Raw genomic sequence first — 17468 nt, 5'->3', positions numbered from 1 at the left:
GCTGCCGATTAACGGCGGTTTGCCGCAATCGCTCAAATTGCAGGGAGCGGCTTACCGCCACTCCCTAATGTCGACGAAGTGGCCCGCGATCGCCGCGGCTGCGGCCATCGCTGGCGACACCAAATGGGTGCGGCCCTTGAAGCCCTGGCGGCCCTCGAAATTGCGGTTCGAGGTCGAGGCGCAGCGCTCTTCCGGAGCCAGCTTGTCGGGGTTCATCGCGAGGCACATCGAGCAACCGGGCTCGCGCCATTCGAAGCCGGCCTTGATGAAGATCTTGTCCAGACCTTCAGCCTCGGCCTGCTCCTTCACGAGGCCGGAGCCCGGCACGACCATGGCGTTGACGCCGCCTGCGACCTGCTTGCCTTCCGCGATCTTGGCGGCGGCGCGCAGATCCTCGATCCGGCCGTTGGTGCAGGAGCCGATGAAGATGCGGTCGAGCTTGATGTCGGTGATCTTCGTCCCCGCGGTCAGGCCCATGTATTTCAGCGCGCGGTGCTTCGACAGGCGCTTGGCCTCGTCCGCGATCTTGTCGGGATCGGGCACGCTGCCGGTGACCGAGATCACGTCTTCAGGGCTCGTGCCCCAGGTCACGATCGGCGGCAGCTTCGCGGCATCGAGCCGCAGCTCGTGGTCGAAATGCGCGCCCTCGTCCGAGCGCAGCTTCTCCCAGTAGCGCATCGCCGCGTCCCAGTCGGCGCCCTTCGGCGCCTTCGGACGACCGCGCAGGAAGTCGAACGCCTTCTGGTCCGGCGCGACCAATCCGGCGCGTGCACCGCCTTCGATCGACATGTTGCAGACCGTCATGCGGCCTTCCATGCTGAGCGCACGGATCGCGTCGCCGGCGTATTCGAGCACGTAGCCGGTACCGCCCGCGGTGCCGATCTCGCCGATGATGGCGAGGATGATGTCCTTGCCCGTCACGCCATCCGGCAATTTGCCGTCGACAGTGACGCGCATGTTCTTCGCCTTCTTCTGGATCAGCGTCTGCGTCGCCAGCACATGTTCGACTTCCGACGTGCCGATGCCGTGCGCGAGCGCGCCGAACGCACCATGCGTCGAGGTGTGGCTGTCACCGCAGACGATGGTGGTGCCGGGCAGCGTAAAGCCCTGCTCGGGGCCGATGACATGGACGACGCCCTGACGCTTGTCGAACTCGTCGTAATATTCGATGCCGAATTCCCGGGCGTTGTCGGCCAGTGCCTTGATCTGCTCGATGCTTTCAGGGTCGGGGTTCGGCTTGGTGCGGTCGGTGGTCGGCACGTTGTGGTCGACGACGGCCAGCGTCTTCTCCGGCGCGCGCACCTTGCGTCCGGTGGCGCGCAAGCCTTCGAACGCCTGCGGTGAAGTGACCTCGTGCACCAGATGGCGATCGATATAGAGCAGGCAGGTGCCGTCCTCGGCTTCGTGCACCAGATGGTCGTTCCAGATCTTGTCGTACAATGTGGTCGGCTTGGACATGAGCGTCAGCTCCAGGAATGTTGTGTAGAGCGGGTTGCGCGGATAGCGCGCGGGCAACAAAATCGTCAGCGCAGCTTTTAGGCTGCGCGCGTAAGCTCTGACGTTGCCGAGGTCGCGAAGCGTCCGAAGAACCGGCCAGGCAGCCGCGAGCGATCGTCGATGACGACGCGCTTGACGGGCGAGAGGCTGGTCAAATCTGGAAACATTCCAAGAATATATAGCAGGCCGAACCGGAATCGCGAGGGCTTTGACGCGCACGGCTGACGCAACAAAAAAGCGCGGGGTTGGCCCCGCGCTTTTGGAAACTCGCCTGTAAGCGGAGCTTACTCGTTGACGGCAGCAGCCGGGCGGTCCTGCTTCTTCTCGACGATGCGGGCCGACTTGCCGCGAAGGTTGCGGAGATAATAGAGCTTGGCGCGACGCACCTTGCCGCGGCGCACCACCTTGATCGAGTCGATCATCGGCGACATCACCGGGAACACGCGCTCCACGCCTTCGCCGTACGAAATCTTGCGCACCGTGAAGCTCTCGTTGAGACCGCCGCCGGAACGGCCGATGCAAACGCCTTCATAGGCCTGCACGCGGGTGCGGTCGCCTTCGACGACCTTCACGTTGACGATCACGGTATCGCCGGGGCCGAATTCCGGAATCTCCTTGTTGGCGGAGAGCTTGTCGAATTGCTCTTTTTCGAGCTGTTGGATCAGGTTCATGGGTAAATCTCCATCGGCGCGCCCAGCCTTGGAAAACGGGGGCTGCGCGAAATTCGTTTATCCAGCCATTGCGGATGTGGCCGCTGCTATAAGGCAAGCCGGAGCGTTTGTCACCCGTCTGTCTTGTTTTTTGGCGTTTTTTGGCGTCCGCCCCGATTCGGGACTTTGCTCGGGATCTGGGCCCACAAATCCGGTCGCCGGGCCGCGGTCAGGGCCTCGGATTCCGCCCGCCGCCAGCTGGCGACCTTGGCATGGTCACCGGAGGTCAGGATCTCCGGAATCGGGGTTCCCTCGAACCGCTGCGGCCGGGTGTATTGGGGGTATTCGAGCAGGCCGTCCGAGAAGCTTTCCTCGGTTCCCGAGGCCTCCTTGCCCATCACGCCCGGAAGCAGCCGAACGCAGGCGTCGATCAGGGCCAGGGCCGCGATTTCACCGCCGGAGAGGACGTAGTCCCCGATCGAGACCTCCTCCAGGCCCCGCCCGTCGATCACGCGCTGGTCCACCCCCTCGAACCGCCCGCAGACGATCAGGGGTCCCGGACCCTTGGCGAGGTCCGTGACCCGGGCCTGGGTCAATGGCCGACCCCTCGGGCTCATCAGCAGTTTCGGGCGGTCCGGCCCGATCCCGGCGGCATCGATCGCGGCCGCCAGAACATCGGCCCGAAGCACCATGCCCGGTCCGCCGCCGGCCGGGGTGTCATCGACACTGCGGTGGCGGTCGGTGGCCGAGGCCCGGATGTCCCGCGCCTCCAGCTCCCAGAGCCCGCCAGCCAGCGCCCGGCCGGCCAGGCTCACGCCCAGCGGCCCCGGAAACATCTCCGGAAACAGCGTCAGCACCGTCGCGCGCCAGGGTGAGGGGTTGGTCATCGGATCTCAGTTATTGTCGTCCCGGACAAGCGGAGCGCAGATCCGGGACCCAGAACCACCGCACTTCGTTTTGCGACGGCTGGAGCGATCAGCTTAGCTAAAAATTCTGGCGGCGGTTATGGGTCCCGGCCTTCGCCGGGACGACCCGGGGAGGGATCCTCGCCCGCGATCTCCTCCGGCAGCGCGATCACGACGCGGCCGCCGGCGATGTCGACCTCCGGCACCACCGCGTCCGTGAACGGCAGCAGCAGTGTGGCTCCTGTGGGCGGCGCAATCTCGATGATGTTACCGGCGCCGAAATTGTGGATCGCGAGCACGCGGCCGAGCGCATCGCCGGCCATGGTGACGGCGGCGAGCCCGATCAGATCGGTGTGGTAATATTCGCCCTCGTCCGTCGCGGGCAGCTTTTCGCGCGCGACGTAGAGCTCGATGCCGTTGAGGCGCTCGGCCTCATCGCGAGTCGTGACGCCCTTGAACGTTGCAACCAGATGATCCTTGGCCGCGCGCGCCGTTGCGACCTCGAACTGGCGCTTGCCGTCCTTGGACGAAAGCAGACCGTAGCTCCGCACGGCAAACGGATCTTCCGTGAAGGTCCACAGTTTGACCGCGCCGCGCACACCATGCGCGGCGCCGATCCGCGCGACGCAGACCAGCGCCGGCATGATCTGGCCTTAACCCTTCGCGGCGGCTTCGGCCTGCGCCTTGCGCTCCTTGCGCGGCACGGCCTTCTCGGGGTTGTTGCGCACTTCGCGCTTCTTGACGCCGGCGGCGTCGAGGAAGCGCGATACACGGTCCGACGGCTGCGCGCCCTTGGCGAGCCAGGCCTTCACCTTGTCCATGTCGAGCTTCAGCCGGGTCTCGTTGTCCTTCGGCAGCAGCGGGTTGAAATAGCCGAGACGCTCGATGAAGCGGCCATCGCGCGGAAAGCGCGAATCGGCGACGACGACGTGATAGACGGGACGCTTCTTGGTGCCAGCGCGGGCGAGACGGATAACGACGGACATCTAAGTTCTCCTTCAAAGTACGTTTTGTTCGGTTGATTGGTATTCCGCGTTGCGCGAGACCGCTGCGATCTCCCGCGACGAATTCCTCATTTCTTCTTGCCAGGGAAACCGCCGAGACCCGGCAGCATCGGCTTGCCGCTCAGCCCGGTCAGGCCCGGAACGTTCGGCAGACCCTGGCGCAGCCCGGCAGGTAGATCCTTCGGCAGGCTGGGCAGACCCTGTCCGCCGCCACCCTGCATCTTCTCCTGCAGCGCCTTCATCTCTTCCGGCGAAGGCGGCTTCATGCCGCCGCCAAAGCCCATCGCCTGCGCTATGCCCGCGAGCGGACCGCGCTTGCCGGAGCCCATGGCCTTCATCATATCGGCCATGTTCCGGTGCATCTTGAGCAGCTTGTTGACCTGCTCGACGCTCTGGCCGGAACCTGCGGCGATGCGCTTCTTGCGGCTGGCCTTGAGCAAATCGGGATGACGGCGCTCGTCGCGCGTCATCGAATCAATCACCGCGACCTGGCGCTTCAAAATCTTGTCGTCGATGCCGGCGGCCGCGATCTGGTTCTTCATCTTGGCGATGCCGGGCATCATGCCCATCAGGCCGCTGATGCCGCCCATATTGGCCATCTGCAACAGCTGCTCGCGCATGTCGTTGAGGTCGAACTGACCCTTGCGCATGCGCTCGGCGGTGCGCGCGGCCTTTTCGGCATCGATGTTGGCGGCAGCGCGTTCGACCAGCGAGACCACGTCGCCCATGCCGAGGATGCGGCCGGCGATACGGTCGGGATGGAAATCCTCCAGCGCATCGGTCTTTTCGCCGGTGCCGAGCAGCTTGATCGGCTTGCCGGTGACCGCGCGCATCGACAGCGCGGCGCCGCCGCGGCCGTCGCCGTCCACGCGCGTCAGCACGATACCGGTGAGGCCGACGCGCTCGTCGAAGGCGCGAGCGAGATTGACGGCGTCCTGGCCGGTGAGGCTGTCCGCCACCAGCAGCACTTCATGCGGATTGGCGGCGGCTTTGATCGCTGCCGCTTCCGCCATCATCTCTTCGTCGAGCGTGGTACGGCCGGCAGTGTCGAGCAGCACGACGTCGTAGCCGCCGAGCTTGCCGGCCTCGAGCGCGCGCTTCGCGATCTGCGCCGGCTGCTGGCCGGCGACGATCGGCAGCGTCGGAATGTCGAGATCGCGGCCCAGGACGGCCAGCTGCTCCATCGCCGCGGGACGGTAGATGTCGAGCGACGCCATCAGCACCTTGCGCTTGTCGCGCTGGACCATGCGACGGGCGAGCTTTGCGGTGGTGGTGGTCTTGCCGGAGCCTTGCAGACCGACCATCATGATCGGCACCGGCGGCACGGAATTGATGTCGATGGTCTGGCTTTCGGCGCCGAGCGTGTTGATCAGCTCGTCATGGACGATCTTGACCACCATCTGGCCTGGCGTCACCGACTTGACGACGGTGGCGCCGATCGCCTGCTCGCGGACCCGCTCGGTGAAGCTGCGCACCACCTCTAACGCGACGTCGGCTTCCAGCAGTGCGCGGCGCACTTCGCGCATCGCGGCGTCGACGTCCTTTTCGGTCAGCGCACCGCGCCCCGTCAGACGATCGAGAATGCCGCCAAGCCGTTCCGACAGATTGTCGAACAATGCCGTTGTCCTTTTTTCACCTCTCCCCGCAAGCGCGGGGCGAGGGAGCAGAAATCCAAACACCTTCACGCCCGAGGGCGCATCGCGCTGTCGGGCGTTGGCCTCTGGCCTCTGGGACCAGTCGGCGAGTCGAAAAGAAAGCCTTTCCGAGAAGTGCCGGGGTTAAACGCCGCTGACGCCCGAAAGTCAAGGAAAGTTTGGGTGGCCGGGGCTGCTTTGGAAGGCAAAGCCTTGAAAAGATGAACTTTCCGGCGGCGGGTTCCTTTTCCGCAGACCCCGCCCATATAGCGGTGATGTCCTCCCCCTCCGACCATCTTTGAAGCCAGTTCCGTGCCGATCACCCGCCGCCGCCTTTTCGGACTGCTCGCCGGTGCCGGCGCATTGGTCGGCGTGCCCTCCCTTTGGATGTCCCGCATGAAAACCTATGACGGCCCGGTCTCCGACCATTTCGACGGCCTGAACTTCTTCGATCCGGACGGCGTGCCGCCGAAATCGCTTCGTGAGGTCCTGCGCTGGCAATTCGGCGGCAAGCGGCAGCGCGCGACTTGGCCGGATTGGGCGCCGAGCCCCCATGCCGACGCCCCGCCCGACCGCGTCCACGGCGACAAGGTGCGGCTCTCTTTCGTCGGCCACGCCAGCTGGCTGATCCAGACCGGCGGCCTCAATATCCTCGTCGATCCCGTCTGGTCGACGCGGGTCTCGCCCGTCAGCTTCGCCGGGCCGAAACGGCACAACGATCCCGGCATTGCGTTCGACAAGCTGCCGAAGATCGATGTCGTGCTGGTCTCGCACGGCCATTACGATCATCTCGACATGGCGACGCTGTCGCGGCTCGCCAAGAATTTTGCGCCGCGTGTGGTGACCCCGCTCGGCAATGACGTCACGATGCGCAGCACCGATGCGACGATCAAGGTGGAAGCGTTCGACTGGCATGATCGCGTCGAGCTCGGCGGCGGTATCGCCGTGACCCTGGTGCCGACCCGGCACTGGTCGGCGCGCGGCATGTTCGATCGCAACAAGGCGCTGTGGGCGAGTTTCGTGCTGGAGACGCCTGCGGGGAAAATCTACGTCGTCTGCGATTCCGGCTACGGCGATGGCGGGCATTTCCGCCGCGTCGCCGAGAGGCACGGGCCGCTCCGCCTGGCGATCCTCCCGATCGGCGCCTATGAGCCGCGCTGGTTCATGCGCGACCAGCACATGAACCCGGAAGACGCGGTGAAGGCGCTCGCGGATTGCGGCGCGCAAGCCGCACTCGGGCATCACCACGGCACGTTTCAGCTGACCGATGAAGCAATCGATGCGCCGGCGAAAGCGCTGGTCGAGGCGCTCGATGCCGCGAAGGTTCCGCAGGAAAGATTTGTGGCGATGAAGCCCGGGCAGGTGGTGGAGATCTAGCTTCGTCGTCGCTTCGAACCCGCTGTCGTCCCGGCCTAGTGCGCAATTGCGGCCGGGACGACAATGGAGTCTGTAGCGGCAGCTGCCCCTACTGCTCTTTCGCCTTGATCGCCCAGCTCACATTCACCGTCACCGCTAGCGTTTCCTCGCCCGGCGCGACCGCGGCCTGCGGTGCGGCCATGGGAGCTGCGGCCATGCGTCCCTTGAACAGCGGCATCGGGGCGCCGCCTTCGGAGACGCTGAGCGGTGCACCCAGCGTGACGCCGGTCGCCCTGGCGTAGATCTCCGCTTTGCGGCGGGCGTCTGCGACAGCTTTCTCGCGGGCATCGTCGAGCAGTTTCGAGGCCTGCGTCACCTCGAAGGAGATGTTGCCGATATCATTGGCGCCGGCGCCGACCAGCGTGTCGATGATGGCGGCGACCTTGGTCACGTCGCGGATCTTCACGGTGACGCGGTTTGAGGCGCGGAAGCCGACAACGGGCGAGGCGCCGGTGGATTTGTTCTGGCCGTATTGCGGCTGCAGCGACAGCCGCGAGGTCTGGTAGTCCTTCTCGTCAATGCCTGCGCCCTTCAGCGCCAGCAGCACCTTGCCCATCGCGGCGTTGTTGGCGTCGGAGGCTTCCTTCGCAGACTTGGCGTCGTTGGCGACGCCGGCGTCGATCTGCGCCAGATCAGGCGCGGCGGAGATCGTGGCTTCGCCGCTCACCGAAATCGCGGACGGAAAATCGTCGGCGAGCGCAGGCCTTGCCAGCATCGTGGCGGCAAAGGACGCAACAAGGGAGGTCAAAAGGATGGCAGGCTTGTTCATCGGTCTCACTTCAGCGGCACGAAAACATTGATCACGAGCTTGTCCTCGGCCGTCTTCAGGGGATCGGTGAGGTATTCCTCGATGAAGGTGTCCTTGGCTTCCAGCTTCTTGTCGTCGAGATGATTGGTGATCGCCTCATAGGTGTTGTCCATGTTGTCGTAGGAGCCGCGATGAACGAATTTCAGCGCCTTGCCCTCCGGCGATTTGCCGACGCTCATGTCCTTGGGCAGGTTCTTCGGGTCCTGCTCGACCGGGATCTCGGCTAGGAAGGTGAAGCCGGTGTCGTCGGTCGAGGTGTAGACGATCATCGAATTGCCGGCGTGCTTGATGCCCTGCTTGTCCAGCAGCGTGTTCAGCGCCTTGAAGGCGTCAATCAGCGTGTCGAAGGCCGAGTCCCAATTGGCAGTGCCCTTGACCATCAAAACCTTCTTGGGCTCGAGCGTGGTCTCCTGGCCGAAGGGATCGGCCGTCTGCACGGGAGCCGGCGTCGCGGCCGCAGCGGGCGGCGGGGCGGCGGGGCTGGGTGAGGCACTTGCGGCGGGCGAGGGCGAGGTTGCAGGGGAAGTGGCAGGGTTTGGCGAGGCGCTGGCCGCCGGCGAGGGCGTGGCCACGGGGGCAGCGCTCGCGGCCGGGGCGGGCGAAGCCGACGGGGCCGGCGAGGGGCTCGCTGATGCGGCCGGTGCCGGGCTCGGCGTTTGGGCCAGCGTGGCGGACAGACTAAACGACAAGGCCGCTGCCGGGATCAGCGCGGCCAAAACGAGACGACGAAACCTGAACATTTTTATTCTCCCCAATAGCTTATCCGCCAAGGCCTTACGTCCCCGAAGCCTTAGCCCGGCCGCATGTCCCGGATCGCGCGAATTGCGCCGTTCTAACACGCGAGCGCCGAATTCGTCCCATGACAGATGCGTCATGGCAGCGTCCTGGCTCTTGTCGGCAAATCACTGGCCAAGAGGGCCAAGGATCGCCATATAAGGCAGGCGAAATTCGGGAATTTTCATGAGCGCGCTGGCCAACCACGCATTTGCCAAGATGAACGGCATCGGCAACGAGATCGTCGTTGTCGACATGCGCGATTCCACCTCAAAGGTCACCCCGGACGATGCCCGCGCGGTGGCATCGCCGCGAGGCGGCGTGCCCTACGACCAACTCATGGTGCTGCAGAAGCCGCGCTTCGACGGCACCGAAGCGTTCATCAGCATCTACAACAGTGACGGCTCCGAGGCCGGCGCCTGCGGCAACGGCATGCGCTGCGTCGTGCGGCGCATCTTTGAAAAGACTGGCCAGAGCACGGCAATGTTCGAGACGGCCGCGGGCCTGCTCAATGCCTGGCAGGGTCCGGCGCCGGATCTTTATACGGTGGACATGGGCGCGCCGAAGTTCGGCTGGCAGGACATTCCGCTCGACCAGGAATTTCGTGACACCCGCTACATCGAATTGCAGATCGGCCCGATCGACAATCCGATCCTGCATTCGCCCTCGGTGGTCAGCATGGGCAATCCGCATGCGATCTTCTGGGTCGATGACGTCAACGCCTACGACCTCGAGCGTTTCGGTCCGCTGCTGGAGAACCATCCGATCTTCCCGGAGCGCGCCAACATCACGCTAGCCCATATCGTCGATCCCCAGCACATCACGATCCGCACCTGGGAGCGCGGCGCCGGCCTGACCAGGGCCTGCGGCTCGGCCGCATGTGCCACGGCGGTCGCGGCGGCGCGGCTGAAGCGCGCCGAGCGCAATGTCGAGATCACGCTGCCCGGCGGCAAGCTCGGGATCGAATGGCGCGAGCGCGACGATCACGTGCTGATGACGGGCACGGCGACCTTCGAATATGAAGGCCGTTTCGATCCGGCGCTGTTCGCGCCGGTCGGGTGATGAGCGTCGACATCGTCACCTTCGGATGCCGCCTCAATGCTTTCGAGGCCGAGGTGATCCGCCGCGAGGCCGAGGGCGCGGGCCTTTCAGATGCCATCGTCATCAACAGCTGCGCCGTCACCAACGAAGCGGTGGCGCAGGCGAGGCAGTCGATCCGCAAATTGAAGCGCGAGCGGCCGGGAGCGCGCATCGTCGTCACCGGTTGCGCGGCGCAGACGCAAAGCGGCATGTTCGCCGAGATGGCCGAGGTCGATCGCGTCGTCGGCAATGACGACAAGATGCGGTCGTCCGCATGGCGCGAGGCGCGTGCGGCGTTCGATCTCGGTACGAGCGAAAAAATCGCCGTCAGCGACATCATGGCGGTGAAGGAGATGGCTCCGCATCTCATCGACGGCTTTGCGAGCGGCCTGCCGCGCGTGTTCGTGCAGGTGCAAAACGGCTGCGACCATCGCTGCACTTTCTGCATCATTCCGTTCGGGCGCGGCAATTCGCGCTCGGTGCCGATGGGCGCCGTGGTCGATCAGGTCCGGGCATTGGCCGAGCGCGGCCATGCCGAGATCGTGCTGACCGGCGTCGACCTCACCAGCTACGGCACTGACCTGCCGGGCACGCCAAAACTCGGCATGCTGACGAAGCAGATCTTGCGGCATGTGCCGGAGCTGAGGCGCCTGCGCATCTCCTCTATCGATTCGATCGAGGCGGACAGCGATCTGTTAGATGCCATTGCCGAGGATTCGCGGCTGATGCCGCATCTGCACCTGTCGCTGCAGTCCGGCGACGACATGATCTTGAAGCGCATGAAGCGGCGGCATACGCGCGGCGACGCCATCGCGTTCTGCGACCAGGTCCGCCGGCTGCGCCCGGATATCGCGCTGGGGGCCGACATCATCGCGGGCTTTCCGACCGAGACCGAGGAGATGTTCTCGCGCTCGCTCGATCTGGTCGAGCAATGCGGCCTGACGTTCCTCCACGTCTTCCCCTATTCGCCGCGTCCCGGCACGCCGGCCGCGCGGATGCCACAGGTGGCGGGTGGTGCAATCAAGGAGCGTGCGAAGCGGCTGCGCTCGGCCGGTGAGACCGCGCTCCTGCAGCGGCTGCGAGCCGAGATCGGCGCCACGCGTGAGGTGCTGATCGAGAGCGACGGTCAGGGACGGACGGAGCATTATCTGCCGGTGGCGATTGCGGGCGAGCGTGTGGGCCGCATCGTGCCGCTGCGGATCGCCGGTCGTGATGGCGCGCGGCTGACGGTGTGATGCTTCCTTCCCTTCTCCCCTTGTGGGAGAAGGTGGCGCGAAGCGCCGGATGAGGGGTTGCTTCCGCGTACTCAACTCAATGTGGACTCGCGGAGAGAGACCCCTCACCCGTCTCGCCGCTGCGCGGCGAGCCACCCTCTCCCACAAGGGGAGAGGGAAAAACTACAACGCCCGCACCTGCCAGAACCGCAGCGTCCGCCGCGCATTCTCCGGGGTCATGCGCGCGTAATGGCTTTGAGCCCTTGCGATATCGGCCGGCTTCATCGCGCCGCTCGCAAAGCGGCTTTCGAGCACGGCGGCGGTGGTTTCCCAGCTGAGCTGCGCCGCCTTGCACGGCACCAGCAGGCCGTCCTCGCGCAGGCTTTGCATCAGCGGGCGGATGACTTCGACGGTCGATCCCGACAATGCCGCCAATGCGGCCACCGCTTCTTCATAACGGCGCTGTGTTGCGAAGCCGAGCAGCGTCGCTTCGCTGAGCTGGCCGGTCGCCCTGAGACCTGCGACGGCGCGCTTGGCGCCTTCGAAATCGCGGACACCCGACATCTCGCGCTCGACACCGACGGTGACTGCGGCGATCGCGCTCTGGATCTCCTCGAACAGATGCGGCGGCGCGCGCGACAACAGGCGGGTCCGCACGGCCTCGCTCGCCGAGCGCAGCAGTTGACGGCGCAGGTCTGACGGCAAATCGACGCGGACGCCGACGCTGACAGCGAGCTCGGGATCGGCCTCCGCCTGTCCGACGATGACGGCAAATCCGCTTCCGGAGACGCGCGCGCCGGGATTGGCGGCGAGCCGCCGGCTGACGCTGGGATAACGTCGCGCCAGCAATGCATCGGTGACGATCTCCTTCAGCCACCAGCGTCCGGCGACCGCGAGCAGATGCGGCTCGCCCTTGGATGATGCGATCTGCACCAGCGCGCCGTCGTCGAGGCGCGCGGATTCCTGCAGCACCGGACCAGCGATGCGGATTTCGTCATTGTTGGCGAGGCGGCGAATGACCGATGGCGGCGCCTGCGCGATCGGCGCGAGCTGCGCGCTGATCTCGGCGAGCGCTACGCGCGCGCCCATGTCGGCGATGGCGCGGAGCTCGATGGTGCCGATCAGGCGATCGAGCACGTCGTCAAACAGTGCGATCTGCTCGTCGTCGAAACTGCCGGCGGAGGACAGGAACAGGTCGGTGACGCGGCGGGCTGTTGCCAGGCCCTTTTCCGCCGAGCCAGTCCGAAGCGCGGACTCGACCTCGTCGATGATCGATAACTCGGCCGTGGACATGACGCGCAGCTCGTCCTGAGCAGATTGACGGAAGCTTGTTCTAAGCAACCGCTATCATTAGAGACGAGCACTGAACGTTTCGTAAACTATAGGGAGCGCTTCGCGCTCCTCACCATAGGGGGCTGACAGCACTACTCCCCGTTCCACCCGCAGGCGCGGAGGCGCTCGTGCATGTGGGGTGGGGCCGGCGCCACCACGCGGACCGGCTCCTTGTTGCGGGAGATCGGTACCACGATCTCGCGGGAATGCAGGTGCAGCTTCGGCTCGCCGAAGCGCGGACCGTTGCCGTAAATGTTATCGCCGAAGATCGGCCAGCCGGTCGCGGACGAATGCACCCGCAATTGATGGGTCCGCCCGGTCACCGGTTCCATGGCGAGCCAGGTCAGGCCGTCGCCCCGCCCCATCACCTTCCAGTTGGTGATGGCCTTCTGGCCCTCGGGATCGGGCTTCTGCCACCAGCCGCGTTCGGCGTTCAGCCGCCCGAGCGGCATGTCGATGGTGCCTTCGTCCTCAGCGGGGCCGCCCTCGACGATGGTCCAGTAGGCCTTGCCGATCTTGCCATGCTTGAACAGCAGGCCGAGCGAGGCCGTCGCCTTGCGATGGCGGCCGAGCACCAGGCAACCGGAGGTGTCCTTGTCCAGCCGGTGGGCCAGCACGGGCGGCCGCGGCAGGCCGAAACGAAGCGCCTCAAAGGAGTTTTCCAGATTGGCACCGCCCTTGGGTCCGCGATGCACCGGCAGGCCGGCCGGCTTGTCGATGACCAGCATCAATCCGTCGCGATGGAGCACGCGCGCCAGGATTTCGTCGGCCGTCAATTCGGGAACATCGAGCAATTGCAGGACTTTCGGTCAAGACTTTCGTTTGCGAGCCGGAACGGCTAACACACCGCCACCATGAACGATACCACCCCCGAGACCCCCAAGCTGAGCTGGTGGCGCCGCCTGTCCGACGGGCTGAAGCGCACCTCGTCCTCGCTCGGGACCGCGGTCGCCGACCTCGTCACCAAGCGCAAGCTCGACCGCGCCATGCTCGACGACATCGAGGACGTGCTGCTCCGCGCCGACCTCGGCACCTCCGTCGCGGTGCGGATCGCGGATGCGGTCGGCACCGGGCGCTACGACAAGGCGATCTCGGCGGACGAGGTCAAGGACGTCGTCGCGACCGAAGTCGAGAAGGTGCTGGCGGCGGTGGCAAAACCGCTCGAGATCGACGCCGGCAAGAAGCCGTTCGTCATCCTCGTGGTCGGCGTCAACGGCTCCGGCAAGACCACCACCATCGGGAAACTCTCGCAAAAATTCGCGACCGAAGGCCGCAAGGTGATGCTGGCGGCCGGCGACACCTTTCGCGCAGCGGCGATCGAACAGCTCAAGGTCTGGGGCGAGCGCACCAGGACGCCCGTCATATCAGGTGCGCAAGGTTCGGATTCGGCGAGCCTCGCCTTCAACGCGCTGACGGCCGCGAAGGAGCAGGCCATCGACGTGCTCCTGATCGACACCGCCGGGCGGCTTCAGAACAAGGCCGAGCTGATGAACGAGCTCGAAAAGGTCGTGCGCGTCATCCGCAAGCTGGACGCGACTGCGCCGCATGCGGTGCTGCTCGTGCTGGACGCCACCGTCGGCCAGAACGCGCTGTCGCAGGTCGAGGCCTTCCATCGCACCGCCGGGGTCACCGGCCTCGTGATGACGAAGCTCGACGGCACCGCCCGCGGCGGCATTCTGGTGGCGCTCGCGGAGAAATTCAAACTGCCGGTGCACTTCATCGGCGTCGGCGAAGGCGTCGACGATCTCGCGCCGTTCACCGCGCGCGATTTCGCCCGCGCGATTGCCGGAATCGAAAGCTGAAGAATGGACAAGACCCAGCCGCATCCGCTGTTCAAGCTTGCCACCGAGCTTGGTCCGCTGCTCGTGTTCTTCTTCGTGAATGCGAAGTTCAACCTGTTCGCCGCGACCGGCGCCTTCATGATCGCGATCGTGGCGGCGATGATCGCCTCCTATGTGGTGACGCGCCACATCCCGATCATGGCGATCGTGACGGGCGTCATCGTGCTGGTGTTCGGCACGCTGACCCTGGTGCTGCATGACGAGACCTTCATCAAGCTCAAGCCGACCATCATCTACGCTTTGTTCGCCGCGATCCTCGGCGGCGGCCTGTTGTTCGGCCGCTCCTTCATCGCGGTCATGTTCGACCAGATGTTCAATTTGACGCCGCAGGGCTGGCGCATCCTCACGCTACGCTGGGCGCTGTTCTTCGCCGGCATGGCGGTCTTGAACGAGATCGTCTGGCGCACCCAGAGCACCGACTTCTGGGTGAACTTCAAGGTGTTCGGCGTCACACCGATCACCATGATCTTCGCCATCGCCCAGATGCCGCTGACCAAGCGTTATCACCTCGAGCCGGCGTCGCTGGAAGCGAGCGAGGCCGAGGCGGGGGACGTGAGGAAGGGTTGAGCTCTCAACTCATCATTGCTGGTTGCAGCCACACACTCAACTGTCATCGCCCGGCTTGACCGGGCGATCCAGTATTCCAGAGACGGTTGTGAGATACGGAGAGGCCGCGGCGTACTGGATGCCCCGGTCAAGCCGGGGCATGACAGCGGTGTTTGGGGTTGGGTCCTTCGCTCACACTGACGACAGAGCTAGCTCCCCGCCGCCTTCAACGCCTTCTCCATCTGCGGCAACAGCACCGTCCGCAAATTCTCCGGCGTGATCGGTCCCACCAGCTTGTAGACGATGGTGCCTTCGCGACCGACGACAAAGGTCTCCGGCACGCCATAGACGCCCCATTCGATCGAGGCGCGGCCGTTGGCATCGACGCCGACGTGGCCGAACGGGTTGCCGTAGCGCCCCAGGAAGCGCCGCGCATTGTCGGCGGCATCCTTGTAGTTGATGCCGACGAGCTGGAAGCGTTTGTCTTTTGCCAATTCGGTCAGGAGCGGCGCCTCGTCGTGGCACGGCACGCACCAGGACGCCCAGACATTGACGAGGCTGACCTTGCCCTTGAACGCAGCGGGATCAAGGCCGGGGATCTGCGCGTTGTCGGCCTGCAATCCCTCGAGCGGCGGCAGCGTGGTCTGCGGCGCGGGGCGTCCGATCAGCGCGGAAGGGATTCGCGAGGGATCGCCGCTGCCGAGCCGGAACCAGAACAGCAACGCCAAGCCGATGAAGGCGATCAGCGGCAGCACCATCAGGAAGGTGCGGCGCTGCGGCGGAGCGGACGTCGATTGCTCGTTCATGATTGATCTCTCATGCTCGATCTCTCATGGCCGATCCGTCGCGCTGCGGCCGGAGCGGCGGGTCACGCCGCTGCGCTCGAGCTCGCGCAGGCGCTGTGTCTGGCTCCGATGATCGAGCACGATCCAGCCGATCAGGATCACGACCACAAGGGCGGCCGCGGCATAGGACGTCACGATGAAGGACGCGTAGGGACCGAGCGACATGATCATGCAGCCCCAACTTCCTTTGACGTGCCGACTTCTGCAAACGCCACACGGCTCGCCTGCATCATCTGCAGGGATCGCACGCGCCGACGCAAAATCTCGTTGCGCATCGCCGCGATATGCAGCGTGACGAACAGCAGGGTGAACGCGACCGCCATCACCAGCAGCGGAATCAAAAAGGATTTGTCGAGCGACGAGCCGCCCATCCGCATCACCGAGGCCGGCTGGTGCAGCGTGTTCCACCAATCGACCGAGAACTTGATGATCGGCAGGTTGAGCGCGCCGACCAGCGTCAGCACGGCGGCGGCGCGCCCCGCGCGGGAGGGCTCGTCGACCGCGCGCCACAGCGCCATCAGGCCGAGATACATCAGGAACAGGATCAGCACCGAGGTCAGCCGCGCGTCCCATTCCCAATAGGTGCCCCACATCGGCCGGCCCCACAGCGAGCCCGTGAGCAGCGCAAGGAAGGTGAAGCTGGCGCCGATCGGGGCGGCCGCTTTGGCGGCGACGTCGGCAAGCGGATGCCGCCACACCAGCGTGCCGAGCGAGGCAATGCTCATCACGCCCCATACGAACATCGACAGCCAGGCATTAGGCACGTGGATGAACATGATCTTTACCGTCGCGCCCTGCTGATAGTCGTCGGGTGCGGTGGCAGACTGATAGAGCCCGATCGCGAGCAGGATGATGGTCGCGGCCGCAAGCCATGGCAGCAGCCGCGCCGTCAGCGCGAGGAACCGTGTGGGGTTGGCGAGGTCGATCAGCGTCATGGTATCCTGATAATCACAGGTAAGCGCTCACGCAATCAGCACGAAAGTCCGCAGCGAAAGTTGATCGGGGTCAAGGTCAATCCAATCCATGCTTCAGGCTCGCCGCAGCCGCGAACGGGCCGATCACGAGACTGACCAGCGATAGCGCGCACAGGATCGAGAACGGCGCGCCGAACGTCATGGGTCCGACGATCGCCGCCTGTGAGGCCGCGACGCCGAAGATCAGCACCGGTATCGACAGCGGCAGCACCAGGACGGCCATCAGCAAGCCGCCACGATGCAGCGTCACCGCCAGCGCCGCACCGATCATTCCCGTAAACGTCAGCGCCGGGGTGCCAGCGAGCAGTGTCAGCGCCACCGCGCCGGTTGCGACCATGTCGAGGTTGAGCAGCAGGCCGAGCACGGGGGTTGCGACGATCAGCGGCAGGCCGGCGGCCAGCCAATGCGCCAGCGCCTTCGCCGCGCAGGCGAGTTCCAGCGGGGTCCGGCTCATCGTGATCAGGTCGAGCGAGCCGTCCTCGTGGTCGGCCATGAACAGCCGGTCCAGGGTCAGCAGGCTCGCCAGCAGCGCCCCCAGCCACAGGATGGCGGGTCCGAGCCGCGACAGCAGTGCCAGGTCCGGCCCCACAGCAAACGGCATCAGCACCACCACGGTCAGAAAGAACAGCACGCCAATCAACGCCCCGCCCCCGACGCGGAGCGCGATCCGGATATCCCGGCGGATGAGGGCAGACAGGGCGGTCATGCCACTGCTCCCAGAGGTGAGGAGGCAGCGTCGGCCGGTTGCCCCGGGCGAGCTGCGCTCCCTCCCCCCTTGTGGGGGAGGGCGGGGGAGGGGGGTAGCCCCGAGGAAGATGGTTCTTGGGTGCGGGCTGCTAGCAACGGAGCGCCCGCCTGCCGCACGCGAGAACCGAGAGAGTGCGCCGTGTGGCACCCCCCTCCCTGACCCTCCCCCACAAGGGGGGAGGGAACGGAGAGGGCGGAGTT

19 protein-coding genes are annotated in these 17468 nt (G+C 65.5%); 5 read left to right on the top strand and 14 right to left on the bottom strand.

The genetic code is table 11. The features are described 5' to 3' along the window. Nucleotides 1-51: 51 nt before the first annotated feature. The 6 genes from leuC to ffh all read right to left on the bottom strand — a co-directional run bounded on the left by leuC (nt 52) and on the right by ffh (nt 5672). Nucleotides 52-1458: a 3-isopropylmalate dehydratase large subunit gene (gene leuC / locus ACFQX9_RS05655; protein WP_026233880.1), complete on the bottom strand. Its 1407-nt coding sequence runs from the start codon at nt 1456-1458 to the stop codon at nt 52-54. A gap of 323 nt (nt 1459-1781) precedes the next feature. Then, complete coding sequence (gene rplS, locus ACFQX9_RS05650; protein ID WP_007598824.1) at nt 1782-2168, bottom strand: 50S ribosomal protein L19; 387 nt, start codon at nt 2166-2168, stop codon at nt 1782-1784. A 110-nt stretch (nt 2169-2278) separates the two neighbouring features. Next, nucleotides 2279-3034 carry a tRNA (guanosine(37)-N1)-methyltransferase TrmD gene (trmD, locus tag ACFQX9_RS05645; protein ID WP_377787094.1) on the bottom strand — a complete coding sequence of 252 codons (756 nt, stop codon included), beginning with the start codon at nt 3032-3034 and terminating at the stop codon, nt 2279-2281. Nucleotides 3035-3150: 116 nt separating this feature from the next. Next, entirely contained in the window at nt 3151-3696 is a 546-nt protein-coding gene (rimM, locus tag ACFQX9_RS05640; protein WP_085357578.1) for a ribosome maturation factor RimM, read from the bottom strand. Between the two features lie 9 nt (nt 3697-3705). Then, nucleotides 3706-4038 carry a 30S ribosomal protein S16 gene (gene rpsP / locus ACFQX9_RS05635; protein ID WP_007598827.1) on the bottom strand — a complete coding sequence of 111 codons (333 nt, stop codon included), beginning with the start codon at nt 4036-4038 and terminating at the stop codon, nt 3706-3708. Between the two features lie 86 nt (nt 4039-4124). Continuing rightward, nucleotides 4125-5672, bottom strand: a complete 1548-nt coding sequence (gene ffh, locus ACFQX9_RS05630; RefSeq protein WP_018459806.1) for a signal recognition particle protein — start codon at nt 5670-5672, stop codon at nt 4125-4127. Nucleotides 5673-6002: 330 nt separating this feature from the next. On the opposite strand from ffh, the gene ACFQX9_RS05625 reads away from it, so the two are divergent. After that, nucleotides 6003-7067, top strand: coding sequence for an MBL fold metallo-hydrolase (locus ACFQX9_RS05625; protein WP_377787088.1), 1065 nt, complete (start codon nt 6003-6005; stop codon nt 7065-7067). 88 nt (nt 7068-7155) lie between these two features. On the opposite strand, the gene ACFQX9_RS05620 is transcribed toward ACFQX9_RS05625, so the two are convergent. Continuing rightward, entirely contained in the window at nt 7156-7875 is a 720-nt protein-coding gene (locus ACFQX9_RS05620; RefSeq protein ID WP_377787085.1) for an SIMPL domain-containing protein, read from the bottom strand. A gap of 5 nt (nt 7876-7880) precedes the next feature. Beyond that, nucleotides 7881-8654 (bottom strand): GyrI-like domain-containing protein, encoded by a 774-nt coding sequence (locus ACFQX9_RS05615; RefSeq protein ID WP_377787083.1) that lies wholly within the window; start codon nt 8652-8654, stop codon nt 7881-7883. Nucleotides 8655-8874: 220 nt separating this feature from the next. Between ACFQX9_RS05615 and dapF the strand changes: the two genes are divergently transcribed. Together dapF and mtaB are read left to right on the top strand one after the other, a co-directional pair. Then, the gene (dapF, locus tag ACFQX9_RS05610) at nt 8875-9750 is read left to right on the top strand and encodes a diaminopimelate epimerase (RefSeq protein WP_377787080.1); all 876 of its coding nucleotides are present in this window, start codon (nt 8875-8877) and stop codon (nt 9748-9750) included. Continuing rightward, a complete protein-coding gene (gene mtaB, locus ACFQX9_RS05605) occupies nt 9750-11003 on the top strand; it encodes a tRNA (N(6)-L-threonylcarbamoyladenosine(37)-C(2))-methylthiotransferase MtaB (protein ID WP_377787078.1) in 1254 nt (417 codons plus the stop codon). Before dapF ends, mtaB begins: the two co-directional genes overlap by 1 nt. Nucleotides 11004-11165: 162 nt before the next feature. Here mtaB and ACFQX9_RS05600 read toward each other — a convergent pair whose 3' ends face one another. Continuing rightward, nucleotides 11166-12275 carry a DUF2336 domain-containing protein gene (locus tag ACFQX9_RS05600; RefSeq protein ID WP_247295774.1) on the bottom strand — a complete coding sequence of 370 codons (1110 nt, stop codon included), beginning with the start codon at nt 12273-12275 and terminating at the stop codon, nt 11166-11168. 131 nt (nt 12276-12406) lie between these two features. After that, a complete protein-coding gene (locus tag ACFQX9_RS05595) occupies nt 12407-13108 on the bottom strand; it encodes an RluA family pseudouridine synthase (protein ID WP_377787075.1) in 702 nt (233 codons plus the stop codon). A gap of 60 nt (nt 13109-13168) precedes the next feature. On the opposite strand from ACFQX9_RS05595, the gene ftsY reads away from it, so the two are divergent. Together ftsY and ACFQX9_RS05585 are read left to right on the top strand one after the other, a co-directional pair. Then, entirely contained in the window at nt 13169-14116 is a 948-nt protein-coding gene (gene ftsY / locus ACFQX9_RS05590; protein ID WP_377787073.1) for a signal recognition particle-docking protein FtsY, read from the top strand. Nucleotides 14117-14119: 3 nt separating this feature from the next. Beyond that, nucleotides 14120-14722 (top strand): septation protein A, encoded by a 603-nt coding sequence (locus tag ACFQX9_RS05585; protein ID WP_247475292.1) that lies wholly within the window; start codon nt 14120-14122, stop codon nt 14720-14722. 188 nt (nt 14723-14910) lie between these two features. Here ACFQX9_RS05585 and ACFQX9_RS05580 read toward each other — a convergent pair whose 3' ends face one another. The 4 genes from ACFQX9_RS05580 to ccmB form a co-directional block, all read right to left on the bottom strand. Beyond that, nucleotides 14911-15507, bottom strand: coding sequence for a DsbE family thiol:disulfide interchange protein (locus tag ACFQX9_RS05580; RefSeq protein WP_377787071.1), 597 nt, complete (start codon nt 15505-15507; stop codon nt 14911-14913). A gap of 24 nt (nt 15508-15531) precedes the next feature. Then, the gene (gene ccmD / locus ACFQX9_RS05575; RefSeq protein ID WP_018459816.1) at nt 15532-15717 is read right to left on the bottom strand and encodes a heme exporter protein CcmD; all 186 of its coding nucleotides are present in this window, start codon (nt 15715-15717) and stop codon (nt 15532-15534) included. Further along, entirely contained in the window at nt 15714-16481 is a 768-nt protein-coding gene (locus ACFQX9_RS05570; RefSeq protein ID WP_377787068.1) for a heme ABC transporter permease, read from the bottom strand. Before ACFQX9_RS05570 ends, ccmD begins: the two co-directional genes overlap by 4 nt. Nucleotides 16482-16557: 76 nt before the next feature. Beyond that, nucleotides 16558-17226, bottom strand: a complete 669-nt coding sequence (gene ccmB, locus ACFQX9_RS05565; RefSeq protein WP_106945554.1) for a heme exporter protein CcmB — start codon at nt 17224-17226, stop codon at nt 16558-16560. Between the last annotated feature and the right edge of the window lie 242 nt (nt 17227-17468).

Source organism: Bradyrhizobium sp. GCM10028915, from assembly GCF_042666195.1.
GTDB lineage: Bacteria > Pseudomonadota > Alphaproteobacteria > Rhizobiales > Xanthobacteraceae > Bradyrhizobium > Bradyrhizobium canariense_D.
The sequence above is the reverse complement of the archived record's forward strand: the minus strand, read 5'-3'. Positions and strand labels throughout refer to the sequence as shown.